Annotated in this window: 25 protein-coding genes and 2 rRNA genes; 5 read left to right on the top strand and 22 right to left on the bottom strand. The window is 72.8% G+C overall.

What is annotated here, in order from left to right; genetic code table 11:
• From J2X49_RS10730 to J2X49_RS10740, 3 genes are all read right to left on the bottom strand, one after another.
• Positions 1 to 492 (bottom strand): FBP domain-containing protein, encoded by a 492-nt coding sequence (locus tag J2X49_RS10730; RefSeq protein ID WP_310125902.1) that lies wholly within the window; start codon positions 490 to 492, stop codon positions 1 to 3.
• A 104-nt stretch (positions 493 to 596) separates the two neighbouring features.
• A complete protein-coding gene (locus J2X49_RS10735; protein ID WP_310125905.1) occupies positions 597 to 2,039 on the bottom strand; it encodes a glyceraldehyde-3-phosphate dehydrogenase in 1,443 nt (480 codons plus the stop codon).
• 107 nt (positions 2,040 to 2,146) lie between these two features.
• On the bottom strand, positions 2,147 to 2,944 hold the full coding sequence (locus J2X49_RS10740; protein ID WP_246990755.1) for a siderophore-interacting protein: 798 nt from the start codon (positions 2,942 to 2,944) through the stop codon (positions 2,147 to 2,149).
• Positions 2,945 to 3,044: 100 nt separating this feature from the next.
• Here J2X49_RS10740 and J2X49_RS10745 point away from each other — a divergent pair, with 100 nt between their 5' ends.
• From J2X49_RS10745 to pdxY, 4 genes are read left to right on the top strand one after another with little or no spacing between them, the layout of a single operon-like run.
• Positions 3,045 to 4,310 carry an MFS transporter gene (locus J2X49_RS10745; RefSeq protein WP_310125909.1) on the top strand — a complete coding sequence of 422 codons (1,266 nt, stop codon included), beginning with the start codon at positions 3,045 to 3,047 and terminating at the stop codon, positions 4,308 to 4,310.
• Positions 4,307 to 4,552 (top strand): ATP-dependent Clp protease adaptor ClpS, encoded by a 246-nt coding sequence (locus J2X49_RS10750; RefSeq protein ID WP_310125911.1) that lies wholly within the window; start codon positions 4,307 to 4,309, stop codon positions 4,550 to 4,552. The genes J2X49_RS10745 and J2X49_RS10750 overlap by 4 nt, the downstream gene beginning before the upstream one ends.
• The gene (locus tag J2X49_RS10755) at positions 4,549 to 5,067 is read left to right on the top strand and encodes a DUF2017 family protein (protein ID WP_310125914.1); all 519 of its coding nucleotides are present in this window, start codon (positions 4,549 to 4,551) and stop codon (positions 5,065 to 5,067) included. The genes J2X49_RS10750 and J2X49_RS10755 overlap by 4 nt, the downstream gene beginning before the upstream one ends.
• Complete coding sequence (gene pdxY, locus J2X49_RS10760; RefSeq protein WP_310125916.1) at positions 5,064 to 5,915, top strand: pyridoxal kinase PdxY; 852 nt, start codon at positions 5,064 to 5,066, stop codon at positions 5,913 to 5,915. Before J2X49_RS10755 ends, pdxY begins: the two co-directional genes overlap by 4 nt.
• 320 nt (positions 5,916 to 6,235) lie before the next feature.
• Here the strand turns inward: pdxY and der are convergent, their stop codons facing one another.
• The 15 genes from der to J2X49_RS10835 all read right to left on the bottom strand — a co-directional run bounded on the left by der (position 6,236) and on the right by J2X49_RS10835 (position 20,398).
• A complete protein-coding gene (der, locus tag J2X49_RS10765; RefSeq protein ID WP_310125919.1) occupies positions 6,236 to 7,720 on the bottom strand; it encodes a ribosome biogenesis GTPase Der in 1,485 nt (494 codons plus the stop codon).
• A gap of 23 nt (positions 7,721 to 7,743) precedes the next feature.
• The gene (cmk, locus tag J2X49_RS10770) at positions 7,744 to 8,418 is read right to left on the bottom strand and encodes a (d)CMP kinase (protein WP_310125922.1); all 675 of its coding nucleotides are present in this window, start codon (positions 8,416 to 8,418) and stop codon (positions 7,744 to 7,746) included.
• Positions 8,415 to 9,494 carry a prephenate dehydrogenase gene (locus tag J2X49_RS10775; protein WP_246990751.1) on the bottom strand — a complete coding sequence of 360 codons (1,080 nt, stop codon included), beginning with the start codon at positions 9,492 to 9,494 and terminating at the stop codon, positions 8,415 to 8,417. Before J2X49_RS10775 ends, cmk begins: the two co-directional genes overlap by 4 nt.
• A gap of 24 nt (positions 9,495 to 9,518) precedes the next feature.
• Positions 9,519 to 10,259 (bottom strand): pseudouridine synthase, encoded by a 741-nt coding sequence (locus tag J2X49_RS10780; RefSeq protein WP_310125927.1) that lies wholly within the window; start codon positions 10,257 to 10,259, stop codon positions 9,519 to 9,521.
• Positions 10,256 to 10,870 (bottom strand): SMC-Scp complex subunit ScpB, encoded by a 615-nt coding sequence (gene scpB / locus J2X49_RS10785; RefSeq protein ID WP_310125930.1) that lies wholly within the window; start codon positions 10,868 to 10,870, stop codon positions 10,256 to 10,258. Before scpB ends, J2X49_RS10780 begins: the two co-directional genes overlap by 4 nt.
• Positions 10,857 to 11,678: a ScpA family protein gene (locus tag J2X49_RS10790; protein WP_128189298.1), complete on the bottom strand. Its 822-nt coding sequence runs from the start codon at positions 11,676 to 11,678 to the stop codon at positions 10,857 to 10,859. Before J2X49_RS10790 ends, scpB begins: the two co-directional genes overlap by 14 nt.
• Positions 11,662 to 12,510 carry a ParA family protein gene (locus J2X49_RS10795; protein WP_128189313.1) on the bottom strand — a complete coding sequence of 283 codons (849 nt, stop codon included), beginning with the start codon at positions 12,508 to 12,510 and terminating at the stop codon, positions 11,662 to 11,664. The genes J2X49_RS10790 and J2X49_RS10795 overlap by 17 nt, the downstream gene beginning before the upstream one ends.
• Positions 12,511 to 12,616: 106 nt before the next feature.
• Positions 12,617 to 13,522 (bottom strand): site-specific tyrosine recombinase XerD, encoded by a 906-nt coding sequence (xerD, locus tag J2X49_RS10800; protein ID WP_310125937.1) that lies wholly within the window; start codon positions 13,520 to 13,522, stop codon positions 12,617 to 12,619.
• A 10-nt stretch (positions 13,523 to 13,532) separates the two neighbouring features.
• A complete protein-coding gene (locus tag J2X49_RS10805) occupies positions 13,533 to 14,147 on the bottom strand; it encodes an NUDIX hydrolase (RefSeq protein ID WP_146357703.1) in 615 nt (204 codons plus the stop codon).
• Positions 14,147 to 15,802 (bottom strand): CTP synthase, encoded by a 1,656-nt coding sequence (locus tag J2X49_RS10810; protein ID WP_164877090.1) that lies wholly within the window; start codon positions 15,800 to 15,802, stop codon positions 14,147 to 14,149. Before J2X49_RS10810 ends, J2X49_RS10805 begins: the two co-directional genes overlap by 1 nt.
• Before the next feature lie 50 nt (positions 15,803 to 15,852).
• On the bottom strand, positions 15,853 to 17,535 hold the full coding sequence (recN, locus tag J2X49_RS10815) for a DNA repair protein RecN (RefSeq protein WP_310125943.1): 1,683 nt from the start codon (positions 17,533 to 17,535) through the stop codon (positions 15,853 to 15,855).
• A complete protein-coding gene (locus tag J2X49_RS10820; protein WP_310125945.1) occupies positions 17,532 to 18,434 on the bottom strand; it encodes an NAD kinase in 903 nt (300 codons plus the stop codon). Before J2X49_RS10820 ends, recN begins: the two co-directional genes overlap by 4 nt.
• Positions 18,431 to 19,222: a TlyA family RNA methyltransferase gene (locus J2X49_RS10825; protein WP_396131283.1), complete on the bottom strand. Its 792-nt coding sequence runs from the start codon at positions 19,220 to 19,222 to the stop codon at positions 18,431 to 18,433. The genes J2X49_RS10820 and J2X49_RS10825 overlap by 4 nt, the downstream gene beginning before the upstream one ends.
• A 43-nt stretch (positions 19,223 to 19,265) precedes the next feature.
• A complete protein-coding gene (locus tag J2X49_RS10830; RefSeq protein WP_164877091.1) occupies positions 19,266 to 19,406 on the bottom strand; it encodes a hypothetical protein in 141 nt (46 codons plus the stop codon).
• The gene (locus J2X49_RS10835; RefSeq protein ID WP_310125950.1) at positions 19,403 to 20,398 is read right to left on the bottom strand and encodes an NAD-dependent epimerase/dehydratase family protein; all 996 of its coding nucleotides are present in this window, start codon (positions 20,396 to 20,398) and stop codon (positions 19,403 to 19,405) included. Before J2X49_RS10835 ends, J2X49_RS10830 begins: the two co-directional genes overlap by 4 nt.
• Positions 20,399 to 20,420: 22 nt before the next feature.
• Here J2X49_RS10835 and J2X49_RS10840 point away from each other — a divergent pair, with 22 nt between their 5' ends.
• Positions 20,421 to 21,137 carry an aminoglycoside 3'-phosphotransferase gene (locus tag J2X49_RS10840; protein WP_310125952.1) on the top strand — a complete coding sequence of 239 codons (717 nt, stop codon included), beginning with the start codon at positions 20,421 to 20,423 and terminating at the stop codon, positions 21,135 to 21,137.
• Here the strand turns inward: J2X49_RS10840 and J2X49_RS10845 are convergent.
• From J2X49_RS10845 to J2X49_RS10860, 4 genes are all read right to left on the bottom strand, one after another.
• Positions 21,134 to 22,168: an HAD-IIA family hydrolase gene (locus J2X49_RS10845; protein ID WP_146357713.1), complete on the bottom strand. Its 1,035-nt coding sequence runs from the start codon at positions 22,166 to 22,168 to the stop codon at positions 21,134 to 21,136. The two genes, J2X49_RS10840 and J2X49_RS10845, sit on opposite strands and share 4 nt — an antisense overlap.
• Positions 22,168 to 23,211, bottom strand: a complete 1,044-nt coding sequence (locus J2X49_RS10850) for a hypothetical protein (RefSeq protein WP_310125956.1) — start codon at positions 23,209 to 23,211, stop codon at positions 22,168 to 22,170. The genes J2X49_RS10845 and J2X49_RS10850 overlap by 1 nt, the downstream gene beginning before the upstream one ends.
• A gap of 974 nt (positions 23,212 to 24,185) precedes the next feature.
• Positions 24,186 to 24,302 (bottom strand): 5S ribosomal RNA (gene rrf, locus J2X49_RS10855).
• Positions 24,303 to 24,414: 112 nt separating this feature from the next.
• A 23S ribosomal RNA gene (locus J2X49_RS10860) occupies positions 24,415 to 26,087 on the bottom strand; the annotation flags it as partial.

Consider the following 26,087-nt stretch of genomic DNA (forward strand, 5'->3'; position numbering starts at 1 on the left):
TCAGGCCTCCCGCGACGCGCGCTCGACCCGCTGCGTGAAGCGCGTCACGCGGCCGAGCAGCGCCGCGCCGCGCGAGGCGACCCGCTCCGGGCTCACGAGGTGCGGCGGGCCGGTGCGGATGATGTGCGAGCACGCGAGGTCCTCGCAGATGTACGTGCCGATCGAGCTGCCCGTGTCGCCGTCGAGGCTCGCGAGCCGCGCGCTGAACATGCGCACCTGCGTCGCCGGCTGCGTCGAGTGGCACAGCGAGCACATGGCCGCGATGCCGGGGCGCATGCCGCCGGGGGCCGAGCGCACCACCACGCCGATCAGCTCGTCGCCGCGCCAGTGCACGAGGTAGCCGATGCGCGACGACCGCTGGTCGCGCCAGCCGAGGTACTCGCGCTCGGCCCAGATCGTCTCGTGCAGGCCGGGCATCGGCATCTGGTCGAGCTCGCGCTGCGTCGCGTTGACGAAGCAGCTCCGCAGCTCGGTCTCGGTCACCTCGCGCATGCCGACGACGCTATCGGATGCGCGCGGGACGCGTCGGATGCGCGGGAGGGGTTTGCCGCCGTCGGGCTTCCACCCAGGAGAGTCCCGACGGCGGCAAGTCTGTGTCAGGCCGGCTGCAGCTGCCGGGCCTTCGCCATCTGGTCGGCCATGTGCTCGATGACGCGGACGACCTGCGACGAGTAGCCGTACTCGTTGTCGTACCAGACGTAGAGCACGAGGTGCCGGCCGCTCGCGATCGTCGCGAGGCCGTCGACGATGCCGGCGCGATTGTTGCCGACGAAGTCGGTGGAGACGACCTCGGGCGAGTCGGTGAAGTCGATCTGCGCCCGCAGCTCGCCGGTGAGCGACGTGCGGCGGAGCAGCTCGTTGACCCCGTCGCGGTCGACGTCGTGGCCGAGCGTGAGGTTGAGGATCGCCATCGACACGTCGGGCGTCGGCACCCGGATCGCGTTGCCCGTGAGCTTGCCCTCCAGCTGCGGGAGCGCCTTCGCGACGGCCTTCGCGGCGCCGGTCTCGGTGAGCACCATGTTGAGCGCGGCGGAGCGGCCGCGGCGGGCGCCCTTGTGGAAGTTGTCGATGAGGTTCTGGTCGTTCGTGTACGAGTGCACCGTCTCGACGTGGCCGTGCTCGATGCCGAACGCGTCGTCGATCACCTGCAGTACCGGCGTGATCGCGTTGGTGGTGCAGGAGGCGGCGGTGACGATCGTGTCGTCGGCGGCGATCGTGTCGTGGTTCACGCCGAAGACGATGTTCTTCAGCGGGCTCTTGCCGGGTGCGGTGAGCACCACGCGCTCGACGCCGGGGCATGCGAGGTGCTGCGCGAGGCCCGCCTCGTCGCGCCAGCGGCCGGTGTTGTCGACGACGATCGCGCGCTGGATGCCGTGGGCGGTGTAGTCGACGGTCGTCGGGTCGTCGGAGTAGATGACCTGGATGAGCGTGCCGTTGGCGAGGATCGTGCCCGCCTCGTGGTCGATGTCGATCGTGCCCTGGAACGCGCCGTGCACCGAGTCGCGGCGCAGCAGGCTCGCGCGCTTCTCGAGGTCGTCGTCGCCGCCGCGGCGCACGACGATCGCGCGCAGGCGCAGGCCCAGGCCGCTGCCGGCGTGGCCGATGAGGATGCGCGCGAGCAGGCGGCCGATGCGGCCGAAGCCGTAGAGCACGACGTCGGTGGGCTCGTCCTGCGACCACGAGGGCAGCGCGGCGACGTGCGCGCGCGCCCAGTCCTCGAAGCCCTCCTCGGGCGCCTCGCCGAGGATGACGCCCAGGTCGAGCGAGATGCCGCGGAGCCCCAGCTCGTCGACGATTCGCAGCACCCGCATCGAGTCGTCGATGCGCAGCACGCGCTCGCCCACGCGGCGCGCCCACTTGTGCGCCTTCAGGATCTCGATCGGCGACTGGTTGACGAGCTTCTTGCCGTGCACGTGCGTGACGACGTCGCGCTCCCGGTAGAGGCGGCCGATGATCGGCACGGCGAGCTCGGCTAGGGCGACGCGGTCGAGCCACGCCTGGTGGGCGCTGTCGACCGGGAGTGAGGCTGCGGTGGGCACGTCTTCACGATAGGCAAGCGGATGGGCGGGCACCGGCCGATCCGGGCGTCAGGATGCCCGGATGGTCACCCGTGCGAAACTTCGCCGGAAGTTTCGGAACTCGGCGCTCAGTCGACGTAGGACTTGCCGAGCTTCCAGTAGCCGGTGAAGGTGATGCGCCGCTTGTCGACGCCGCGCTCGCGCACGAGGTGCCGCCGGGCGCCGGTGGCGAGCGACTGCTCGCCCGCGTTGTACGCGTAGCCGAGCTGCTCGGGCATCCGCAGGCCGCGCAGCTCCTCGAGCGCCGCCTGGCCCTCGCGCACGCCGCCGCGCTCGACCCACCGCACGTCGAGCCCCTCGGGCCGCGCGAACTCCTGGATGTCGTCGCGGTGGCCGACCTCGATCACGGCCGTGCCGCGCGCGTCGTCCGCGAGCGAGCCGCAGATGCCGGCGATCGCGGGCAGCACCGACTCGTCGCCGACCATGAGCAGGTCGCCCTCGAGGCCGTCGTCGTTGTAGAGCAGGCCCTCGTCGAGCAGCACGGCGCGCTCGCCGCGCTCGGCCGCGAGCGCCCACGCGGCGCCCGGCCCCGGGTCCTCGTGGCAGACGAAGTCGATGTCGAGCTCGCCCGCGTCCAGCCGGAAGCCGCGCACCGTGTAGTTGCGGATCCACGGCCGCTGCGACTCGCGCATCGCGAGGTACTGCGGGAACCAGGTGGAGGGGCTCTCGGGCACCCGCAGGGCGTCCTGCCCCTCGCGGCGCATGAAGAAGCGGAACCACTGGTCGTAGCCCTGCGGCGTCATCGCGCCGACCTCGTCGCCGCCGAGGGTGATGCGCCGGATGTGCGGAGAGACCTGCTGGGCGCCGAGCACCTCGAGCTCGATGAACCGAGGGGCCACCGCCGCCACGCGCTCCGGTCCCGCCATGCGCCGCCTCCGAGGTGTCTGAGCCTCAGGTGAGGCAAGCCTTACCTGACCAATGTAGCAACCCGGGCGCGACGCCGCACGCGCGTACGATCGACGCAGCATGCAGCTCTCTCCGGCCCGGCGCGTCCTGGCGCTCTTCACCCTCGCCCTGGGCGGCTTCGGCATCGGCACCTCCGAGTTCGCGACCATGGGCATCCTCCCCCTCGCCGCGGCCGAGCTCGTGCCCGGCTTCGGCGACGACCCGGCCGTCGGCATCGCGCACGCGGGCTGGATGATCACCGCGTACGCGCTCGGCGTCGTCGTGGGCGCGCCGCTCGTGTCGATCTGGGCGGCCCGGATGTCGCAGCGCACGCTCGTGCTGCTGCTCGTCGCGGCCTTCGCGGCGGCGAGCCTCGCGAGCGGGCTCATGCCCACCTTCGAGCTGACGCTCGTCGCGCGCTTCGCCGCCGCCGTGCCGCACGGCGCCTACTTCGGCGTCGCCTCGCTGCTCGCGGCGCGCATCATGGGCCCGGGCAGGCAGGGCGCCGGCATCGCGCTCGCCCTGTCGGGCCTGACGATCGCGAACGTCATCGGCGTGCCGCTCGGCACCTGGCTCGGCCAGGCGGCCGGCTGGCGGTGGACCTACGCCGCGATCGCGGTGATCTTCGCCGCGACGCTCGTGATGGCGCTCGTCGCGCTGCCGCGCGTGCCGGGCGACCCGACCCGCTCCGCGCGGCGCGAGCTCGCCGCGTTCCGCAACCCGCGCCTCTGGCTCATGATCGCGGTCGCGTGCGTCGGCTTCGGCGGCTTCTTCGCCGTCTACTCCTATGCCGCCGAGATCGTCACGCGCGTGGCGCTGCTGCCCGAGTCGGCGATCGCGTGGCTGCTCATGACGATCGGGCTCGGCATGACGATCGGCAACGTCGTCGGCGGCTGGGCGAGCGACCGGAGCCTGCGCCGCACCATCCTCATCGCGTTCCCGCTGCTGATCGCGGCGCTCGCGCTCTTCGGGCTGCTCGGCGCGAACCCGGTCGCGATGTACGCGCTCGGCTTCCTCATCGGCGGGGCCGGCTCCGCCCTCACCCCCACGATCCAGGCCCGCATCATCCGCATCGCGGGCGAGGCCGAGCTGCTCGGCGCGGCCACGAACCACGCGGCGTTCAACGTCGGCAACGCGCTCGGCGCGACGCTCGGCGGCGCCGTGATCGCCGCAGGCTACGGCTACCTCGCCCCCGCCTGGCTCGGCGTCGCGCTCGCCGCCCTCGGCTTCGCGCTCGCCCTCTGGAGCATCGCGATCGACCGGCGCGGCCCCGACACCGCCGCGCACCACATCGTCGCGACCGTGCTCGGCCCGACCACGGCCGGCATCGAGGTGGTCGACCGGTGAGCGAGCCGACCGCCTGGGCGACGCTGCTCTGGGACGACCCGATCACGCCGCAGGCGTACGTCGTGCACGTGCTCGTGCGCCGCTTCGGGCTCGACCGCGAGCGGGCGGGCGAGCTCATGGCGCAGGCCGAGCGCGACGGCCGCGCCGAGGTCGCGCGCGGCGCCCGGGAGGAGCAGGAGATGCTCGTCGCCGGCCTGCACGCCGACGGCCTCGTCGCCACGCTCGAGCGGGTCCTGCCGTGAGGGCCTGGCACCGCGACGGCGACGTCGCCCGCTGCTCGATGCTCGTCGACGAGGCCGACCTGCTCGCGACCCTCGGACGCCAGGTGCTGGGCCTGCACCGCGCGGTCGCCGACGGGCGCGCGGCCGCCGACGACCCGGTGATGGCCCGCCTCTACCCCGACGCGTACGCCGACCCGCAGGACGCGGCCGAGTTCCGCCGCCTGGCCTCCGTCGACATCGCAGGCGCGCGCATCCGCTCCATGACCCGCATGGTCGCCGACCTCGAGGCGGCGCTGCCGACCGAGGTCGACGGCGACGAGGTCGAGCTCGAGGTCGACGAGGAGGGGGCGGATGCGTGGCTGCGGTCGCTCGGGGAGGTGCGCCTCGTGCTGCACGTGCGCACCCCGCAGGAGCCGGGCCAGCTGCATCCGGACGTCACCGACGACGACATCGCGCAGTTCCGCGACGTCGCCGACTGGGTGCTGTTCGTGCAGGGCACGCTGCTGGAGGCGCTGGATGGGAGGATCGGGGGATGAGGTTCCTGTCGATCCAGTCGCACGTCGCCTACGGCCACGTCGGCAACTCCGCCGCCGTCTTCCCGCTCCAGCGCATGGGCCACGAGGTGTGGCCCGTGCTCACCGTCAACTTCTCCAACCACACCGGCTACGGCTCGTGGGGCGGCCCGCTCATCCCCGCCGACGACGTGCGCGCAGTCGTCGCGGGGATCGAGGAGCGCGGGGTGCTCGGCACCGTCGACGGCGTGCTCTCGGGCTACCTCGGCGGCGAGGAGATCGTCGACGTCGTGCTCGACGCCGTCTCGCGCGTCAAGGCCGCGAACCCGGCCGCCACGTACACGTGCGACCCCGTCATGGGCAACGCGAAGTCGGGTTGCTTCGTCGCGCCGACGATCCCGCCGCTCATCCGCGAGCGGGCACTCCCCCACGCCGACATCCTCACGCCCAACCAGTTCGAGCTCGGCTTCATGACGGGCACCGATCCGGACACCATCGCGTCGACGCTCGACTCTGTCGACCGCGTGCGGGACCTGGGACCGCGCACCGTGCTCGTGACGAGCGTGCTGCGGCCCGACCGCGAGGCCGACACCATCGAGATGCTCGCGGTCGACGACGAGGGCGCGTGGCTGCTGCAGACGCCGCACCTGCCGTTCAAGGCCAACGGCTCCGGCGACGTCACGAGCGCCGTCTTCACCGCGCACTACCGCGAGACCGGCTCCGCGGCGACCGCGCTCGAGCGCACCGCCTCGAGCGTCTTCGACCTGCTGCAGACGACCCTCGAGTCGGGCGAGCGCGAGCTGCGCCTCGTGCAGGCGCAGGATGCGTTCGCGCACCCGCGCATGCAGTTCCGGGCCCGGCAGGTGCGCTGAGCGCGCCCACCCACCCGCTCGTCGCCACCCGCTCACCCGCTCACCCGCTCGTCGAGTAGGCCCGAAGGGCCGTATCGAGACGCATCGACCCGGTCTCGATACGCCGCCTCCGGCGGCTACTCGACCAACGGGCCCGCGTTCACCCGCTCGTCGAGACGCGACCGACCCGGTCTCGATACGCCGCCTCCGGCGGCTACTCGACCAACGGGTTCAGCGGCGCTCGCGCTCGCCCGCTCGTCGAGTAGGCCCGAAGGGCCGTATCGAGACGCGACCGACCCGGTGTCGACACGCCGCCTCCGGCGGCTGCTCGACCAACGGGATCAGCGGCGCTCGCGCTTCTCCCGGACACGCATGTTGACCTGGATGGGCGTGCCCTCGAAGCCGTAGTCCTCGCGCAGGCGCCGCTGGATGAAGCGGCGGTACTGCGGGTCGAGGAACCCGGTCGTGAAGAGCACGAAGGTCGGCGGCCGCGTCGACGCCTGCGTGGCGAAGAGGATGCGCGGCTGCTTGCCGCCGCGCAGCGGGTGCGGGTGCGCCGAGACGATCTCGGCGATGAACGCGTTGAGCTTGCCGGTCGGGATGCGCGTGTCCCACGAGTCGAGCGCGAGCTCGAGCGCGGGCACGAGCTTCTCGAGGTGGCGGCCGGTGCGCGCCGAGATGTTGACGCGCGGCGCCCAGTCGACGTGGCCGAGGTCCTGCTCGATCTCTCGCTCGAGGTAGCGGCGCCGCTCGTCGTCGAGCTGGTCCCACTTGTTGAACGCGAGCACGAGCGCGCGGCCGGACTCGAGCACGAGGTCGACGATGCGCACGTCCTGCTCCGAGATGGGCTCCGTCACGTCGATGAGCACGACCGCGACCTCCGCCTTCTCGAGCGCGGCCTGCGTGCGCAGCGTCGCGTAGAAGTCGGCGCCCTGCTGCAGATGCACGCGGCGACGGATGCCGGCGGTGTCGACGAAGCGCCAGACGCGGCCGCCGAGCTCGATCTGCTCGTCGACGGGGTCGCGCGTCGTGCCCGCGATCTCGTTGACGACCACGCGCTCCTCGCCGGCCGCCTTGTTGAGCAGCGACGACTTGCCGACGTTGGGCCGGCCCAGCAGCGCCACGCGGCGCGGGCCGCCCAGCTCCTCCTTCGCGACCGCCGAGACCTCGGGGAGCAGCTCCATCGCCGCGTCGAGCAGGTCGGCGACGCCGCGGCCGTGCACGGCCGAGACGGGGTGCGGCTCGCCGAGGCCCAGGCTCCAGAGCGCCGCCGCCTCGAGGTCGCGGCGGGCGTCGTCGGCCTTGTTGGCGACGAGCAGCACCGGCCGGTTCGACTGCCGCAGCATCCGCACGACGTGCTCGTCGGTCGAGGTGGGGCCGACGTTCACGTCGACGACGAACAGCACCGCGTCGGCCAGGTCGACCGCGACCTCGGCCTGGAGCGCGACCGAGCGGTCGATGCCGCGCGCGTCGGGCTCCCAGCCACCGGTGTCGACGACGGTGAACGGCCGGCCGTTCCACTCCGCCTTGTAGGTGACCCGGTCGCGCGTGACGCCCGGGGTGTCCTCGACGACGGCCTCGCGGCGGCCGAGGATGCGGTTGACGAGCGCCGACTTGCCGACGTTGGGCCGCCCGACGATCGCGAGCACCGGCAGCGCGGGCAGCACGCGCAGCGCATCCGGGCCCGCCTCGGCGAGCTCGAGGAGCGCAGCGTCCTCGGCGTCGAGCTCGTAGTCCGACAGCCCCGCGCGGAGCGCCGAGACGCGCGCCTCGTCGGTCTCGTACGCGTCGGCCTCGCCGGCCCCGTGCTCGATCTCTTCGTTCATCGGTCCCTCTTCAGAATGCGTGCTCATGAGACGCGGTCGCGCACGAGGCGGACGATCGCGTCGACGGTCTCGTCGAACGTCAGGTCGGTGGAGTCGACGACGGTCACGCCGTCGGCTGCGGTCAGGAAGTCGATCACCTTCGAGTCGGAGGCGTCGCGCGCCGCGAGGCGCGCACCCACCTGGAACTCGTCGCCGCCGACGTCGCCGAAGCGGCGGCGGATGCGCACGGCCTCGTCGGCCGTCAGCAGCACCCGCACGTCGGCGTCGGGCGCGACGACCGTGGTGATGTCGCGGCCCTCGGCGACGATGCCGGGCTCGGCGTCGGCGATGATCGCGCGGAAGCGCTCGTTCACGGCGCTGCGGGCGGGGAGCGTGCGCGCGACGCCCGAGACGGCGGCCGAGATGCGCTCGCTGCGGATCGACTCGGTCACGTCGTGCCCGTCGATGGCGACGCGCTGCCCCGCCGGCTCGACGGTGAGCTCGAGCGTGCCGAGCCGCTCGAGCGCCGCGAGCACGGTGGGCTCGTCGTCGGTGTCGCCGCCGCGCTCGAGCACGAGCCAGGCGAGCGCGCGGTAGGCGGCGCCCGTGTCGAGGAAGCGGAAGCCCAGCTCGCGGGCGACGGCGCGCGCGACCGACGACTTCCCGCTGCCGGCGGGGCCATCGATCGCGACCACGGTCGCTCGGCGCTCGGCGCTCATGCGACCACCTGCCAGCCCAGCTCCTCGAGCGCGTCGTGCAGGCGCTGCACGGCCTCGGGCAGCACGGTGATCTCGGCGACGCCGAACTGGGCGCCCTCGGCGTGGTCGATGCGCACGTCCTCGAGGTTCACCTCGGCGTCGCCGATGTCGGCGAGCAGCCGCGCGAGCTGGCCCGGGCGGTCGTCGACGCGCACCTGCACGCGGGTGAAGCGGGCGTGCGTGCCGTGCTTGCCCGGCAGGCGCGCGACGCCCTCGTTGCCGGCCCGCAGCGCATCCGCCACCGCCTTGCGGCTGCCGGATGCGTCGACGTCGTCGAGCGCGTCGACGAGCGTCGCGAGGTCGGCCTGCAGGGCCCGCAGCTGCTCGACCACCGCCGGCGCGTTCGCGCCGAGGATCTGGATCCAGAGCGCCGGGTCGCTCGCCGCGACGCGCGTGACGTCGCGCACGCCGCCGCCGGCGAGGCGCAGCGCCTCGTCGGGCGCGTCGGCGAGGCGCGCGGCCATGAGCGAGGAGACGAGCTGCGGCACGTGGCTGACGATCGCGACGGCGCGGTCGTGCTCCTCGGGCGTCGACTCGATCGGCACGGCGCCGAGGTCGAGGATGAGGTCGTCGACGAGGCTGCCGCGCTCGTAGGAGATGCCGTCGTGGCCGGCGATCACCCAGGGCCGGCCGACGAAGAGGTCGCCGGAGCCGGCGAGCGCGCCGGAGCGCTCCCTGCCCGCCATGGGGTGCGTGCCGAGGTAGCGGCTGATGTCGGCGCCGAGCGCGCGCAGCTCGGCGAGCGGCACGGCCTTCACCGACGCGACGTCGGCGACCACCGCATCCGGGAACGCCTCGAGCTCGCGCGCGACGACCTGCGCGGTGACGTCGGGCGGCACGGCGACGACGATGAGCTCCGGGGCGTCGCCGGGCTCAGCGGGGCGGCCCGCGCCGTAGTCTGCGGCGAGCCGCATCGCGGTGGGGCTCGCGTCGGCGAGCTGCACCTCGACGCCGCGGGCGGCGAGCCCGAGGCCGATGGAGGTGCCGAGCAGCCCGGTGCCGACGATGCGGACGGGGCCGCGCAGTCGGTGGGTCACGAGGGCTCCTTGCTGGCTGCTGGCTTACGGCGCCGATCGCGAGAGCGTGAGGATGGCACCGCGCTCCATGCTAGTGAGTTCGCGCACCGCGCCCGACCGCAGGGTGCCGAGGTGCAGCGGCCCGAAGCTGCGCCGCACGAGCTCGACGACCGGGTGCCCGACGTGGTCGAGCATGCGCCGGACGATGCGGTTGCGGCCCGAGTGCAGCGTCAGCTCGACCATCGAGTGCCCCTGCGAGGGGCGGCCGATGAGGCGCGCCGCATCGGCGTGGATCTCGCCGTCCTCGAGCTCGAAGCCGTCGAGCAGTCGCCGGATGGTGCGCTGGTCGACCGCGCCGCGCACCTTCGCGACGTAGGTCTTCTCGACGCCGAACGACGGGTGCGCGAGCACGTGCGCGAGCTCGCCGTCGTTGGTCAGCAGCAGCAGGCCCGAGGTGTCGCTGTCGAGGCGGCCCACGTTGTAGACGCGCTCCCCCACCCTGTCGGTGAACTCGCGCAGGTCGCGGCGGCCGCGCTCGTCGCTCATGGTCGAGACGACGCCGGTGGGCTTGTTGAGCATGAGGTAGCGCTTCGTGGTGTCGAGCTGCACCGCGGTGCCGTCGACCGTCACGCGGGCGTCGGGGCGGATGCGCGTGCCGAGCTCGGTCACGACGCGCCCGTCGACCTCGATGCGGCCGGCGACGATCATGTCCTCGACCACGCGGCGGCTGGCGACGCCGGCGGCCGCGAGGACCTTCTGGAGGCGCTCTCCCTCGATGGCGGTCATGCGAGCACGTCCTCCTCGCCGTCGGGCAGCAGCGGCGAGATCGGCGGCAGCTCGTCGAGCGAGTTGAGGCCGAGCTGCGTCAGCAGCAGCTCGCTCGTCTCGTAGTGGATCGCGCCCGTCTCGCTGTCGGCGAAGGCCTCCCGGATGAGGCCGCGGCCGAGCAGCGTGCGCACGACCGAGTCGACGTTGACGGCGCGGATGGCCGCGACCGCGCCGCGCGTGATCGGCTGCTTGTAGGCGATCACCGCGAGCGTCTCGAGCGCCGCCTGCGACAGCCGCGTGGGCGTCTGCGTGAGCACGAAGTCGGTCGCGTCGGCGTCGTACTCGGCGCGCACGTACACGCGCCAGCCGCCGCCGACCTCGCGCAGCTCGAAGCCGCGCTGGGGCCCCGCGCCCTCGCCGTCGTAGTCGGCGCGCAGCGCCTCGATCGCGGCCTTCACCGCCGGCACCGGCACGCGCAGCGACGTCGCGAGGTGCACGGCGCCCTGCGGCTCGTCGGCGACCATCAGGATCGCCTCGATGCGGCGCTCGAGCGGCAGGTGCGACCGGTCGGCGGCGGCGTCGCCCGCCTCCTCGGCCGTGGCCGGCGCATCCGTCTCATGCATGGTCATAGTCTGCCCCCAGGGCGACGAGGTCCTCGTCGCGGAAGTCGTGGCCGGTCCAGCTGAGCGAGAGCTCGCCGAGCGGCTCGAGCTGCTCGAAGGTGATCGCCGCGTGCCGGTAGAGCTCGAGCACCGCGAGGAAGCGGGCGACGATCACGCCGCGCGTCGCCTCGCCGGCGATGAGCTCGCGGAACGTGGTCGTGCCCGCCTGCCGCAGCCGCGCGACGATGTGCGCCGCCTGCTCGCGGATCGACACGAGCGGCGCGTGCAGGTGCGTCAGCCCCACCGTCGGCAGCTCCTTGGGCGTGAGCGCGAGGAGCGCGAGCGCCGCGAAGTCGTCGGCCGACAGCGTCCAGCGCAGCTCGGGCGTGCGCTGCCGGAAGCGCTCCTCGAGCCGCACCGAGCGCGCGTGGCGGCTCGACTCCGCGGCGAGCCGCTCGGCCATCCACAGCGCCGCCTGCTTGAACGCGCGGTACTGCAGCAGGCGCGCGAACAGCAGGTCGCGCGCCTCGAGCAGCGCGACGTCCTCGCTGTCGACGACATCGCCGGCGGGCAGCAGCGACGCGATCTTGAGGTCGAGCAGCGTCGCCGCGACGACGATGAACTCGCTCGCCTGCTCGAGCTCCTCGTGGGTGTCGAGGGTGCGCACGTAGGCGATGAACTCGTCGGTGACGCGCGAGAGGGCGATCTCGGTGACGTCCATCGACCGGTTGCCGATGAGCGTCAGCAGCAGGTCGAACGGCCCGTCGAAGTTGTCGAGCGCGAGGCGGAACCCGCGCTCCTCGTCGGCGCCGTCGGGCTCAGGCGATGGAGCCACGGGCGATCAGCTCGCGCGCGAGCTGGCGGTAGATCTCCGCCGCCGCGTGGTCGGGCGCGAACTGCGTGACCGGGATGCCCGCGACGGATGCGTCGGGGAACTTGACCGTGCGGCGCACGACCGTCTCGAGCACGGTGTCGCCGAACGCGCCCACGACGCGCTCCATGACCTCGCGGGCGTGGAGCGTGCGGGCGTCGTACATGGTGACGAGGATGCCGTCGAGCTGCAGCGCCGGGTTGAGGCGGTCCTGCACCTTCTCGATCGTCTCCTTCAGCAGCGCGACGCCGCGGAGGGCGAAGAACTCGCTCTCGAGCGGGATCAGCACGCCGTGCGCGGCGGTGAGCGCGTTCACCGTCAGCAGGCCGAGCGACGGCTGGCAGTCGATGAGGATGAGGTCGTAGTCGTCGGCGACGCGACGCAGCACGCGCGAGAGGATCTGCTCGCGGGCCACCTCGTTGACGAGGTGCACCTCGGCGGCCGACAGGTCGATGTTCGCCGGGATGACGTCGAGGCCCTCGACGCTCGTCGACTGGATCGCCTCGCGCGGGTCGAGGCGCGGGTTCAGCAGCAGGTCGTAGATCGTCGTCGCGTCGTGGTTGTCGACGCCGAGGCCCGCCGAGAGCGCGCCCTGCGGGTCGAAGTCGATCGCGAGCACGCGGCGGCCGTACTCGGCGACCGCTGCGCCGAGGTTGATCGTCGTGGTCGTCTTGCCCACGCCGCCCTTCTGGTTGCACATGGTGACGATGCGCGCGGGGCCGTGGCTGCGCAGCGGCTCGGGCTGCGGGAAGTCGCGGTGGGGACGCCCGGTGGGCCCGAGCGAAGGTGCCTCCATGCCGGCCAGGGTCTCGTTGCGCGTGCTCACGCCCCCGAGTCTAGGAACGCCGCGCGCCTTCGCCGCGCAGGCGGGCGCGGCGTGTATCTCAACCTCTGGTTGAGCCTCAGCGCGCGCGCGGGTGCGCCGTCGTGTACATGTCGCGCAGCGTGTCGGCGGTGACCTGCGTGTAGATCTGCGTCGTCGCGACGGATGCGTGGCCCAGCAGCTCCTGCACGACGCGCACGTCGGCGCCGCCCTCGAGCAGGTGCGTGGCGAACGAGTGGCGGAAGGTGTGCGGCGAGACGTGCTCGACGCCCGCCTCGTCGGCGACCCGCTGGATGATCTCCCACGCCGCCTGGCGCGAGAGGCGGCCGCCCCGCGCGCCGAGCAGCAGCGCCGGCGTGCCGCGCCCCTTCGCCGCGAGCGCCGCCCTCCCCCGCACGAGCCACGCATCCGTCGCCCGGCGCGCGTACGAGCCGACGGGCACGAGGCGCTGCTTCGCGCCCTTGCCCGTCACGCGCACGAGCTGCTGCACGTCGGCCGTGGCCGCCAGATCGTCGACGTCGAGCCCGACGACCTCCGAGATGCGGGCGCCGGTGGCGTAGAGCAGCTCGAGCAGCGCCCGGTCGCGCAGCCCCGCGGGGTCGTCGCCGCCCGCGGCCTCGAGCAGCCGCTGCATCTGCGCGACCGAGATCGCCTTCGGCAGCCGCTGCGGCAGCTTCGGCGGCCGCTGGTCCTTCGCGACGTCCTCGGCGGCCACCCGCTCGTCGACGAGCCACCGGTGCAGCGCCTTCACGGCCGACAGGTGGCGCGCGACCGACGACGCGGCCAGCCCTCTGTCTGCGAGCGCGGCGCGGAAGGCCGCGACGTCGTCGCCGGCGATCGCCGACGCATCCGACACGCCCCGCGCCTCGAGCACGGCGAGGTAGCCGCCGAGGTCGCGCCGGTACGCGGCCACCGTGTGCTGCGAGAGGCCGCGCTCGATCGCGAGCTGCCGCAGCAGCCGGTCGACCGCCTGCGCGGGCGTCACGGCCGACCGGTCACGGCCGGTGGGCCGGATGCCAGTCGAACGGCGCGTCGACGGGGTGCGGCGAGGCGCCGCGGGCGCGCATCGCCTCGAGGGCGAGCACCGCCGAGAGCAGCGTCGCGTTGTGGAGGCGCATCGCGAGCGCCGCGTCGACGACCTCGGCGAGCGGCACCCACCGGCGCTCCATCTCGGCCTCCTCGTGCGTGCGCTCGAACGCCTCCGGCAGCTCGCGCACGTCGGTCGCGAGGTAGACCCGGATGATCTCGGTCGAGCCGCCGCCCGTGGTCGAGACGTCGAGCAGCGTCCGCCAGGTGTCCGCGGCGAGGTCGGTCTCCTCGGCGAGCTCGCGCTGCGCCGCCGCGAGGGGATCCTCCCCGTGCACGTCGAGCAGGCCCGCAGGCAGCTCCCACAGGGTGCCGCCGGCCGGGTGCCGGTACTGGTGCACGAGGCACACCTCGTCCCGGTCGTTCATCGCGACGACCGCCACGGCGCCGGGGTGCACGACCACCTCGCGGCGGATGCGCTCGCCGCCGAGCTCGAACTCCTGCCCCTCGACGTCCCACACCCGGCCCGCGAACAGCTGCTCGCGGGCGAGCACCGGCTGCTGGCCGAGCGCGTCGGCGAGCATCAGGCCGTCTCGTCGTCGGTCTCGTCGAAGAGCTTCGAGGCGCGCTGGCGCTCGAGGGCGGCAGCGACCAGGCCGCGGAAGAGCGGATGCGCGCGGTTCGGCCGGCTGCGCAGCTCGGGGTGCGCCTGCGTGGCGATGTAGAACGGGTGGCCCGGCAGCTCGACGTACTCGACGAGGTGCCCGTCGGGCGAGAGGCCGCTGAAGGCGAGGCCCGCGGCGGCGATCTCGTCGCGGTAGGCGTTGTTCACCTCGTAGCGGTGCCGGTGGCGCTCGTGCGAGACGGTGTCGCCGTAGAGCTCGGCCGCGAGCGAGCCCTCGGCGAGCTTCGCCTCGTACAGGCCCAGGCGCATCGTGCCGCCGAGGTCGCCGCCGTGGATGTGCTGCTCCTGCTCGGCCATCGTCGCGATGACCGGCGCGGGCGTGCCCTCGTCGAACTCGGTCGACGACGCGCCCTCGATGCCGGCCAGGTTGCGGGCGGCCTCGATGACCATGCACTGCAGGCCGAGGCAGATGCCGAGCGTGGGGATCTCGTTCTCGCGCGTGAACCTCAGCGCGCCGAGCTTGCCCTCGATGCCGCGGATGCCGAAGCCGCCGGGCACGATGATGCCGTCGAGCTCGCCGAGCTGGGCCGCCGCGCCGTCGTGGGTCTCGCAGTCGTCCGACCGGATCCAGCGGATGTTGACCTTGGTCTGGTTCGCGAACCCGCCGGCCTTCACCGCCTCGGTCACCGACAGGTACGCATCCGGCAGGTCGATGTACTTGCCGACGAGGCCGATCGTCACCTCGTGCTTCGGGTGGTGCACGCCGTCGAGCACGGGCTGCCAGCGCGACCAGTCGATGTCGCCGGCCTCGAGGCCGAGCTGCCCGATGATGTACGCGTCGAGGCCCTGCTCGGTGAGCATCGTGGGGATGTCGTAGATGGAGGGCTTGTCGATCGCGTTGACGACCGCCTCCTCCTCGACGTCGCACATGAGCGCGATCTTCTTGCGGTTCGCGTCGCTCACGGGCCGGTCGCTGCGCAGCACGAGCGCGTCGGGCTGGATGCCGATCGAGCGCAGCGTCGCGACGGAGTGCTGCGTCGGCTTCGTCTTCTGCTCGCCGGAGGCGCCGAGGAAGGGCACGAGCGAGACGTGCACGAAGAAGACGTTCTGGCGGCCGAGCTCGTGGCGGATCTGCCGCGCCGACTCGATGAACGGCTGCGACTCGATGTCGCCGACCGTGCCGCCGATCTCGGTGATGATGACGTCGGGCTGCGGCTGCTGCTCGGCCTGCAGGCGCATGCGCCGCTTGATCTCGTCGGAGATGTGCGGGATGACCTGCACCGTGTCGCCGAGGTACTCGCCGCGGCGCTCGCGCTCGATGACGCGCGAGTAGATCTGGCCGGTCGTGACGTTGGCGGCCTGCGAGAGGTTCACGTCGAGGAATCGCTCGTAGTGGCCGATGTCGAGGTCGGTCTCGGCGCCGTCGTCGGTGACGAACACCTCGCCGTGCTGGAACGGGTTCATCGTGCCCGGGTCGACGTTGAGGTACGGGTCGAGCTTCTGCATGACCACGTGCAGGCCGCGAGCGGTGAGGAGGTTGCCGAGCGACGCGGCCGTCAGCCCCTTGCCGAGCGACGAGACGACGCCTCCGGTGACGAAGATCTGCTTGGTCACCTTGGCCGGCGCTGCGGTCCCGTTTGCACTGTGGTTCACGGGCTTCGAGCCTAACCCACGACCCGCGCATCATCGAGCAACTCGCGGGCGTGCGCGAGCGCGGTCTCGGATGCGGTGCCCGAGAGCATGCGGGCGAGCTCGGCCAGGCGCTCCTCGCCCTCGACCGGCGACACCTGCGATGCGGTGATGCGGCCGTCGGTGCCCTTCTCGACGCGCACGTGGCGCTCGGCGAACGCCGCGACCTGCGCGAGGTGGGTGACGACGATCACCTGGCAGTGCTCGGCGAGCCGGGCGAGCCGGCGCCCGATCTCGGTCGCCGCGGCGCCGCCGACGCCCGCGTCGACCTCGTCGAAGACCATGGTGGGCACGCTCTCGTCGGCGAGCGCGACCTCGAGCGCGAGCATGATGCGGCTGAGCTCGCCGCCCGACGCGCCCCGCTGCACGGGGCGCGGCTCGGCGCCGGGGTGGGGCGCGAGCAGCATGGTGACGCGGTCCCGGCCCCGCGGGCCGAGCGCATCCGTCGGCGCGACCTCGACGACGAGCCGCGCGTTCGGCATCGCGAGCGCCGCGAGCTCCTCGCCGACGGCGGCCTCGAGGTGCCGGGCCGCGTCCTGCCGCAGGGCGCTCAGCCGGTCGGCGAGCGCGGCGACAGCCTCGTGGCGCGCGCGCTCCTCGGCGTCGAGCCGCTCGAGCTCGGCGTCGTCGCCCTCGAGCTCGGCGAGCCGGAGCGCGGCCGCCGGCGCCGCCTCGAGCGCCTCCTCGAGCGTGCGGCCCAGGCGCCGCTCGAGCGCGGTGAGCTGGGCGCGCCGCTCCTGCACCTCGTCGAGGCTGCGCTCGGGCCGCTCGAGGTCGTCGAGCGCCCGCAGGATCGCCGAGGATGCCTCCTGCAGCAGCGCGTCGGCCTGCACCAGCAGGTCGAGCGCGCCGCCGAGCGCCGCGTCGTCGCCGGAGGCGCGCTCGACGAGCCGGCGCGCGCGGCCCGCGAGCGTCACCGCGTCGGGCTCGTCCTCGTCGTTCGAGAGCGCGCCGTGCGCCTCGGCGAGCTCGGCGCGCAGCGCCTCGGAGTGCTCGAGGCGGTGCGCGATCGCGGCGAGCTCGTCCTGCTCGCCCGGCTGCGGGTCGACGGCCTCGAGGTCCTCGAGCTCGGCCCGGATCGAGGCGGCCTCTGCGGCGCGCGCGTCGTGCTCGTCGCGGATGCGCGCGGCCGCGTCGCGCGCGGCGGTCCAGGCCTCGTGCTCCCGCAGGTACTCGGCGAGCAGCGCCGCCAGGCGCTCCCCCGCGGCGCGGTCGAGCGCGGCGGCCTGCGCGTCGGGCGAGCGGAGCCGCTGCTGGTCGGCCTGCCCGTGGACGGCGACGAGGCGGTCGGCGAGCTCGCGCAGCAGCCCCGCGGGCACGGCGGCGCCGCCGGCCTGGGCGCGCGAGCGACCCTCCCGGGTGAGGGCGCGGCCGAGGATGAGCTCGCCGTCGTCGACGACCCCGCCGGCGTCCTCGACGAGCGCCACCGCATCCGCGTCGTCGACGATCCAGACGCCCTGCACCGCGGCACGGTCCTCGCCGGAGCGGATGACGCCCGCGTCGGCGCGCTCGCCGCGCAGCAGCGCGAGCGCCTGCACGAGCATCGTCTTGCCCGCGCCCGTCTCGCCGGTGATGGCGGTGAAGCCGGCGCCCACCGGCACGCGCGCCTCGTCGATCACGCCGAGCGAGCGGATCGTGAGCTCGTCGAGGCGCGTCACGTGCGCGCCCGCCGGAAGCCCTCCACCGGCAGGTGGAACTTCGCGACCAGCCGGTCGGCGAAGGGCGCGCGCGACAGGCGCGCGAGCCGCAGCGGCCGGTCGTCGCGCGTCGCCTCGACCCGCGAGCCCTGCGGCAGGTCGAAGGAGCGGCGGGAGTCGCACCACAGCACGGCGGGGCTCGTCGAGTCGTCGGCGATCGTCACGGCCATGGTGGAGGTCGGCGCGACGACGAGCGGGCGGGTGAAGAGCGCGTGCGCGCCGAGCGGCACGAGCAGCAGCACCGACGCGGTCGGCCACACGATGGGGCCGCCGGCCGAGAAGGAGTACGCGGTCGATCCGGTGGGCGTCGCGAGCAGGACGGCGTCGGTGCCGAACGACGAGATGGGGCGGCCGTCGATCTCGAGCATGGTCGTGATCATGCGGCCCGAGCCCGACTTCTCGATCGCCGCCTCGTTCACCGCCCACGTCTCGTGCACGAGCTCGTCGCCCTGGAAGACGCGCACGCAGAGGGTCAGCCGCTCCTCGACCTCGTAGCCGCGGCGCAGGGCGCGCTCCACGACCTCGGCGGTCTCGGCGACCTCCGCCTCGGCGAGGAAGCCGACGTGGCCGAGGTTGATGCCGAGCAGCGGCGCGCCGATCTCTCGCTGCAGCTCGGCCGCGCGCAGGATCGTGCCGTCGCCGCCGAGCGTCATGATGAGCTCGATGTCGGGCGCGTCGGAGGGCACGTACGGCTCGACGGCCTCGAGCCCGCTGCCGGCGGCGAGCAGCACCGCGCGGTCCTCGGCGAGCACGACGGGCGTCACCGACTCGGCGAGCAGCCGCGCGGCGATCGCGGCGGCCGTCGCGACAGCCTCCTCACGCCCGGGGTGGAACGCGAGCAGGAACCTGCGTCCGCTCACCGCGCCTCCTTCGCCAGTCTCGCCGACTCGTCCAGCCATTCTGTCGGATTGGTGCCGCGCTCCGCCGAGAGGTGGGCGAGGTACTCGAGGTTGCCGCGGCCGCCCGCGATCGGGCTGCCGATGAGGCCGGCGGTGCCGAGCCCTGCGTCCCACGCCGCCCACAGGACCTGCTCGATCGCCTGGGCCCTGAGGCCCGCGTCGGCGACGATGCCCTCGCGGACGCCGGTGCGGCCGACCTCGAACTGCGGCTTGATGAGCACGATCCAGTCGGCGCCGGGCGCCGCGACCCCGACGAGCGGCGGGATCGCGAGCGCGAGCGAGATGAACGACAGGTCGGCGGTGATGATCGACGGCGCCGGCTGCAGCGACCCGGGCTCGAGGTCGCGCACGTTGCGCCCCTCGACGAGGGTGATCGGATGCGCGTCGACGTCGAGCTGGAACTGGCCGTGGCCGACGTCGAGGGCCGTCACGTGCGCGGCGCCGCGCGCGAGCAGCACCTGCGTGAAGCCGCCCGTCGAGGCGCCGGCGTCGAGCGCCTCCCGGCCGGCAGGGTCGACGGCGAAGGCGTCGAGCGCCGCGAGCAGCTTGTGCGCGGCGCGCGACACCCACGCGTCGCCGCCCGCCACCGCGACCTCGGCGCACCCGGGCACCTTGAGGCTCGCCTTGAGCGCCGCGCGCCCGTCGACGGTGACGAGGCCTTCGGCGATGCGCTGCTGCGCCTGCGAGCGGCTGCGGGCGAGCCCGCGCTCGACGAGCGCCTGGTCGAGCCGCACCGGCTCGCCTCCGATCGGCTCGCCCCCGACCGGCTCGGCGCCGCCCGCCCCGGCTGCGTCAGCCACGCACCGCCCCGAGCTCCGCCTGCAGCCGGTCGTGGATGCGCGCGAGCTGCTCGGCCCGCGCCTCGAGCGGCTGCTGCTCGAGGAGCTCCAGCTCGTCGACGAGGCCGTCGGCGTGCTCCTGGGGGTCGGTCATGCCCTCGAGGCTAGCGAATCGATCACGGCGAGCTCGTCGGCGCGCGAGAGCCTGTTGGCGCTCGCGCGGTCGAGCCCGCGGGCGCGCTCGTCGGCGAGCACCGCCTCGAGCGTCGCGCGCAGCGGCCGGTGCGCACCGCCGCCCGCGCGGTAGCGCGCGCTCGAGCGCTGCGCGTGGGAGGCGAGCGCGGCGGGGAGCACGAGCGGCAGCGCGCGCGGACCCATCCACACGCCGACGCCTGCCGCTTCGAGCTCCTCGTCGGTCGCCGCGACGAGCTCGCCGGTGTGCCCGGCGACCTCCCGGGCGAGCGCGATGAGCGCGTGCAGCGTGCCGTCGGGCCCGACCGCGTTCACGACGTCCTGCCGGTGGGGCGCCCGCTCGACGAGGAAGTCGACCAGGTCGCGCACGTCGATCGTCTGCGTCGGCTGCTCGCGCGCCGGCACGAGCACGGGACCGTCGCCGGCGAGCGCGAGCCGCGCGACCCAGTGGCCGAAGCGGTCGCTCTCGTCGCCCGGCCCGCCGATGAGGCCCGGTCGCACGACCGCGAGCCGCTCACCGAGCCGCTCCCTGGCGACGCGCTCGATCCACGCCTTCGCGCCGCCGTACTCCTCGCCCGTCGGATCCTCCGGCACGAGCTCGTCGTCCTCGTCGGCACCGACCGGCGCGCCCTCGAGCCGCTGCGCGGACACCGACGAGACGAACGTCCAGTGCCGCGCCCGGTCGGCGAGCGCGTCGAGCGCGCCCGAGGCGTGCGCGGGTAGCCGCGTGACGTCGACCACCTCGTCCCACTCGCCCTCGAGCGCCGCGTAGGCGTCGTCGCGGTCGCGGTCGCCGGTCACGAGCCGCGCGCCCGGAGCGACCGCGCCCGAGGCGCCGCGCGCCAGGCACGTCACGTCCGCGCCGCGCGCCAGGTGCGCCTCGGCGACGGCGCGTCCGAGCCAGCGGGTGCCGCCGAGCACGAGCACGCGCCGGGGCGATGCAGCGTCGTCCATGCCTGCACGCTAGCGTCGATCGGTGCGCAGCGGACCCTCCCTCGACCTCGCCGGCCCTCCCCCGGCGGGCACACCCGTGCCGCCGCCCATCGCGCGCCGCGCGGGCCACGATCCCGTCGAGCTGGTGTGGCGCAACGAGCTCGGCGGCGTGACGGCCCGCATCGACCGCGCCGGCGGCGCGGTCTACGCGAAGTGGAGCCCTGGCGGCACCGAGTCGCTCGCGGCCGAGGAGCAGCGGATGCGCTGGCTCGCGACGGCGTCGTCGGTGCCGGTGCCGCGCGTGCTGGGCCTGCACCGCGAGGCCGGCGGCGAGCTGCTCGAGACCGCCGCCATCGCGGCCCCCTCGATCGTCTCGGCGGCGGGTCTCCACGACCCCGATGCGGCGGCCGCCGCCCTCGGCGAGGGGCTGCGGCGCCTGCACGCGACCGACGCGCGCACGTGCCCGTTCCCCGCTCCCGACTGGACCGCATCCGCGCCCGTCGACGACCCCGTGGTCTGCCACGGCGATCCGTGCGCGCCCAACACGCTCATCGCCGACGGCCGGTTCGCGGGGCTCGTCGACCTCGGCCGGGTCGGCGTGGGCGACCGCTGGTCGGATCTGGCGATCGCTTCGTGGTCGCTGGCGTGGAACGGACTCGGCGACGCGGAGCCGGCGTTCTGGGCCGCCTACGGGGCGGCGCCGGACCCCGAGCGGATCCGTCGCTGGCGCGCGCTGTGGGAGCCGCCCGAGCTCGACTAGAGCGCGAGCAGCTCGTCGGCGATCCGGAGGCCCAGCACGGGGCGGTCGGCCGTCCACACCGCCGCGCACGCGGCGCGGATCGTGTCGACGTCGCGCTCCCCCGCACGCACGAGCGCGATGTCGATGCCCGAACGGCGCACCGCCGCCTGGCCGACCTCGAAGTAGCGGTCGCCGGTCGAGGTCTCGAGCGTCTCGCGCACCGGCGCGATCGGCTCGGCGAGGCCGCGCAGGTCCTCGAGGACGTGATCGGGTCGCATCGAGGCGTCGGCGCCGATCAGGCTCGCGCCGCGGTCGATGCCGGTCAGCACGAGCGCCGACGCGATGCCGGCGCGGCGGGCGCCGAGGATGTCGGTGTCGAGCCGGTCGCCGACCATGAGTGGCGCGCGCGCGCCGAAGCGCTCCGCGGCGACGTCGAACATCGGGGTCTCGGGCTTGCCTGCGAACTCGGCCAGGCGGCCGACCGCGGTGTGCACGGCCGAGACGAGCGTGCCGTTGCCGGGCGCGATGCCGCCGGCGACCGGGATCGTCCAGTCGCCGTTCGTCGCGATCCAGGGGATGCCGCCCTGCTCGAGCGGGCGGCGCAGCGCGAACGACGCCTCGGCGAGGTCCTTCCAGCCGACCGACGGATGGAAGCCCTGCACGACGGCCTTCGGCTGCTCGGCGGCGGTGCGCACCACGCGCCACCCGCGCGCCTCGAGCTCGACCACGATGCCGGCGCCGCCGACCACGAGCACGGGGTCGCCCGGCTGCAGGTGCTTCGCGAGCAGCAGCATGGCCGCCTGCGGGCTCGTGACCACGTCGGACGCGCGCACGTCGAGGCCGAAGGACGCCAGGTGCTCGGCGACCTCCGCGTCGGTGCGCGAGGCGTTGTTGGTCAGGTACGCCGTCGGGAGCCCGGCGGCACGGATGCTGTCGACCGCGTGCGGGATCGCATCCGGCCCCTTGTAGACGACCCCGTCGAGGTCGAGGTACAGGCAGTCGACGCCGTCGAGCGGCGTCGGCTGCGCCGCCGCCTTGCGGAACAGCGCCATCAGCGGGCGTCTCCGCCGCGCCCCGGCTCCTGGTCCTCGTCCTCGTCCTCGTCCTCGATGAGGTCGTCGCCGAACAGCGCGTCGCCGAAGAGCGCGTCCCCGTGCGGCGCCGGCTCCTCCGAGGCGGGCTCCGCCTCGTCGACGGCCGCCGCGGCAGCGCCCGGCTGCACCGGCTCTGCCGGCGGTTCGACCTGCTCAGGCTCTGCGGCACCCTCGACGTCGTGGACATCCTCGACGTGCTCGTCCGCTGCCTCGTCGGCTTCCTCGGCCGCCTCGTCGTCGTCGTCGCCCGCTTCCGCGGCATCGTCGACGTCCGCCTCGAGCGGCACGCCGCTCTCCTCGGCCGTGGCCTCGCCGTCGTCCTCGATGCGCTCGGTCGTGATCGCGATGGACTCGAGCTCGCCCGGCGCGAGCGCCGCCTCGAGGGCGTCGATGGCGCGGTCGGCGAGGGCGAACCACTCGGCGGCCTCGTCGTCGCGACCGAGCTCCTCGAGCACGCCCGCGTAGCTGGCGAAGAGCGCCGGGCTGTACTCGAACGCCTTGTCTCGGCGCAGCTCGGGGATGCGCAGCTCTTCGAGCGCCGCCTCCGGCTGCCCGAGGTCCAGGCGCGCGCCGGACTTCACGATCGCGAGCTCGACCCGGACGGGCGTCTCGAGCGTCGCTGCATCGACCGAACGTGCCAGCTCGAGCGCCTTCTCGGGACGTCCGAGCCCGCGCTCGCAGTCGGCCATGAGCGGCAGCTGGTCGTCGCGCCCGGTGATGCGGCGGTAGGTGCGCAGCTCGCGCAGCGCGAGCGCGAAGTCGCCGAGCTGGTAGGCGGTGATCGCGAGCGTCTCGCGCACCACGCCGATCCTGCCGGCGCGACGAGCCGCGGTGAGCGCGTGCTCGTGCGCGAGCTCCGGGTTCTCGTCGATCAGGCGCGACGCCATCGCCATGTGCTTGGCGACGAACTCGGCGTTGTCCTTCGTGAGGGTCTTCAGCTGCGCACGCGCGCCGATGTCGAGGTCCTCGGCCACCAGGTCGTCCGGCAGCGGCGGCGGCACGACCTCGTCCTCGCGGACCTGCTTGAAGCTCTCGCCGGAGCCGTCGCCGCGGCGCTCGTAGTCGCGCCCGGGGCGGGCGGCATCGCGCTCGGGCCCCTGGTTCCTCGTGCGCTGGTCGTCGCGACGACGCTGGTCGCCGCGCCCGAAGCTGCGGTCGCCGTCGCCCTGCGGACGGCGATCGCGATCACCGTTGAACCGGCGCTCGCCGTCGCGCGCGGGGCGGCGGTCACCATCCCGGGGCGGGCGACGGTCCCCGTCGCGCTGGGGGCGCGAGTCGCGGTCGCCGAAGCGACGCTCGCCATCGCGCTGCGGGCGACGGTCGCCGTCACGCGGCGGCCGGCGGTCGCCGTCACGCTGCGGGCGACGGTCGCCGTCACGCGGCGGCCGGCGGTCGCCATCGCGCTGGGGACGCGAGTCGCGGTCGCCGAAACGACGGTCGCCGTCGCGCGGCGGCCGACGGTCGCCATCGCGCGGCGGCCGACGGTCGCCATCGCGCTGGGGACGCGAGTCGCGGTCACCGAAACGACGATCGCCGTCGCGCTGCGGTCGACGCTCACCATCGCGCTGCGGACGCGAGTCGCGGTCGCCGAAGCGGCGGTCGCCATCGCGCTGGGGGCGGCGGTCGCCATCGCGCTGCGGTCGCGAGTCGCGGTCCCCGAAGCGACGATCACTGTCACGCTGGGGGCGACGGTCCCCGTCGCGCTGGGGCCGGCGATCGGCATCGCCCTGCGGCCGACGGTCGCCATCGGGGTGGTAGCCGCGGTCGCCGGGGCGGAGCCTCCGCTCGGCATCGCGCTGCGGCGGGCGTCGGTCGCCGTCGCGCTGCGGACGGCGCTCGCCATCGCGGTGCGGTCGGCGGTCGTCCTGACGGCCGGAGCCGCGATCTGCGTGGTCGTTCACAGCACCATGCTCCCATCGAGTCGGCACCTAAAAAAAGGGGCCCCAGATGAATCTGGGGCCCCTTTCCAAAAGAAGTCCGGCGGTGTCCTACTCTCCCACAGGGTCCCCCCTGCAGTACCATCGGCGCTGAGAGCCTTAGCTTCCGGGTTCGGAATGTGACCGGGCGTTTCCCTCTCGCTATGGCCGCCGAAACACTGTTGATGTTTCAGTCTGCACAGCACTCCGCTCGAAGCGGAGGGCTGCAGTTCTCGACCGTACATCGAGAACCACAAAGTGGACGCGAGCAGCAAGCTCATAATATGTGTTATCAAGTCATCGGCTTATTAGTACCGGTCAGCTTCATGGGTCTTTAGTCCCCACTTCCACATCCGGCCTATCAACCCAGTAGTCTGGCTGGGAGCCTCTCGCCCGAAGGCACGGAAGTCTCATCTTGAGGCCGGCTTCCCGCTTAGATGCTTTCAGCGGTTATCCATCCCGAACGTAGCTAATCAGCGGTGCTCCTGGCGGAACAACTGACACACCAGAGGTTCGTCCAACCCGGTCCTCTCGTACTAGGGTCAGATCCTCTCAAACTTCCAACGCGCGCAGCGGATAGGGACCGAACTGTCTCACGACGTTCTAAACCCAGCTCGCGTGCCGCTTTAATGGGCGAACAGCCCAACCCTTGGGACCTACTCCAGCCCCAGGATGCGACGAGCCGACATCGAGGTGCCAAACCATGCCGTCGATATGGACTCTTGGGCAAGATCAGCCTGTTATCCCCGAGGTACCTTTTATCCGTTGAGCGACAGCGCTTCCACAAGCCACTGCCGGATCACTAGTCCCGACTTTCGTCCCTGCTCCAGTTGTCACTGTCACAGTCAAGCTCCCTTGTGCACTTACACTCGACACCTGATTGCCAACCAGGTTGAGGGAACCTTTGGGCGCCTCCGTTACTTTTTGGGAGGCAACCGCCCCAGTTAAACTACCCACCAGGCACTGTCCCTGAACCGGATTACGGTTCGAAGTTAGATATCCAGAGTGACCAGAGTGGTATTTCAACAACGACTCCACCCGAACTAGCGTCCGGGCTTCACAGTCTCCCACCTATCCTACACAAGCCACACCGAACACCAATACCAAGCTGTAGTAAAGGTCACGGGGTCTTTCCGTCCTGCTGCGCGTAACGAGCATCTTTACTCGTAGTGCAATTTCGCCGAGTTCGCGGTTGAGACAGCTGGGAAGTCGTTACGCCATTCGTGCAGGTCGGAACTTACCCGACAAGGAATTTCGCTACCTTAGGATGGTTATAGTTACCACCGCCGTTTACTGGGGCTTAAATTCTGAGCTTCGCTTGCGCTAACCCTTCCTCTTAACCTTCCAGCACCGGGCAGGCGTCAGTCCGTATACATCGACTTGCGTCTTAGCACGGACCTGTGTTTTTAGTAAACAGTCGCTTCCCACTGGTCTCTGCGGCCTTCAAACGCTCGGGCAGCTAGTGCCGTCACGCCTCAGGCCCCCCTTCTCCCGAAGTTACGGGGGCATTTTGCCGAGTTCCTTAACCACGATTCTCTCGATCTCCTTAGTATTCTCTACCTGACCACCTGAGTCGGTTTGGGGTACGGGTGACTTGAACCTCGCGTCGATGCTTTTCTTGGCAGCATAGGATCACAGACTTCCCTCTAGGGTTCGGCAAAGCTCTCAGGCTGTATGTGGGACGGATTTGCCTATCCCACGCCCTACGGCTTACCCGGACTCAACCATCGGCCCGGTTCTGCTACCTTCCTGCGTCACACCTGTTAATACGCTAGCCGCACCAGCATAGGGTCGAGTGCTAGCCCAAGGACGTCACCCCGAAGGGATCGGTCCAAGGATTCGGACTCTTAGCATTACTGGATTGACTTGGGCGGTTCTTCGCCAGCTCAGGATTATCAACCTGATGTCCATCGACTACGCCTGTCGGCCTCGCCTTAGGTCCCGGCTTACCCAGGGAAGAT

The organism is Agrococcus sp. BE272, assembly GCF_031457935.1.
Lineage (GTDB): Bacteria > Actinomycetota > Actinomycetes > Actinomycetales > Microbacteriaceae > Agrococcus > Agrococcus sediminis.

Excerpts from the sequence above, each read along its gene's own strand:
- J2X49_RS10745 (WP_310125909.1), top strand. The coding sequence starts at position 3,045 with ATGCAGCTCTCTCCGGCCCGGCGCGTCCTGGCGCTCTTCACCCTCGCC.
- pdxY (WP_310125916.1), top strand. The coding sequence starts at position 5,064 with ATGAGGTTCCTGTCGATCCAGTCGCACGTCGCCTACGGCCACGTCGGC.
- J2X49_RS10730 (WP_310125902.1), bottom strand. The coding sequence starts at position 492 with ATGCGCGAGGTGACCGAGACCGAGCTGCGGAGCTGCTTCGTCAACGCG.
- cmk (WP_310125922.1), bottom strand. The coding sequence starts at position 8,418 with ATGAGCGCCGAGCGCCGAGCGACCGTGGTCGCGATCGATGGCCCCGCC.
- J2X49_RS10795 (WP_128189313.1), bottom strand. The coding sequence starts at position 12,510 with ATGGAGGCACCTTCGCTCGGGCCCACCGGGCGTCCCCACCGCGACTTC.
- der (WP_310125919.1), bottom strand. The coding sequence starts at position 7,720 with ATGAACGAAGAGATCGAGCACGGGGCCGGCGAGGCCGACGCGTACGAG.
- J2X49_RS10830 (WP_164877091.1), bottom strand. The coding sequence starts at position 19,406 with ATGACCGACCCCCAGGAGCACGCCGACGGCCTCGTCGACGAGCTGGAG.
- J2X49_RS10740 (WP_246990755.1), bottom strand. The coding sequence starts at position 2,944 with ATGGCGGGACCGGAGCGCGTGGCGGCGGTGGCCCCTCGGTTCATCGAG.
- J2X49_RS10835 (WP_310125950.1), bottom strand. The coding sequence starts at position 20,398 with ATGGACGACGCTGCATCGCCCCGGCGCGTGCTCGTGCTCGGCGGCACC.
- J2X49_RS10780 (WP_310125927.1), bottom strand. The coding sequence starts at position 10,259 with ATGACCGCCATCGAGGGAGAGCGCCTCCAGAAGGTCCTCGCGGCCGCC.
- J2X49_RS10805 (WP_146357703.1), bottom strand. The coding sequence starts at position 14,147 with ATGCTCGCCGACGCGCTCGGCCAGCAGCCGGTGCTCGCCCGCGAGCAG.
- scpB (WP_310125930.1), bottom strand. The coding sequence starts at position 10,870 with ATGACCATGCATGAGACGGATGCGCCGGCCACGGCCGAGGAGGCGGGC.
- J2X49_RS10845 (WP_146357713.1), bottom strand. The coding sequence starts at position 22,168 with ATGGCGCTGTTCCGCAAGGCGGCGGCGCAGCCGACGCCGCTCGACGGC.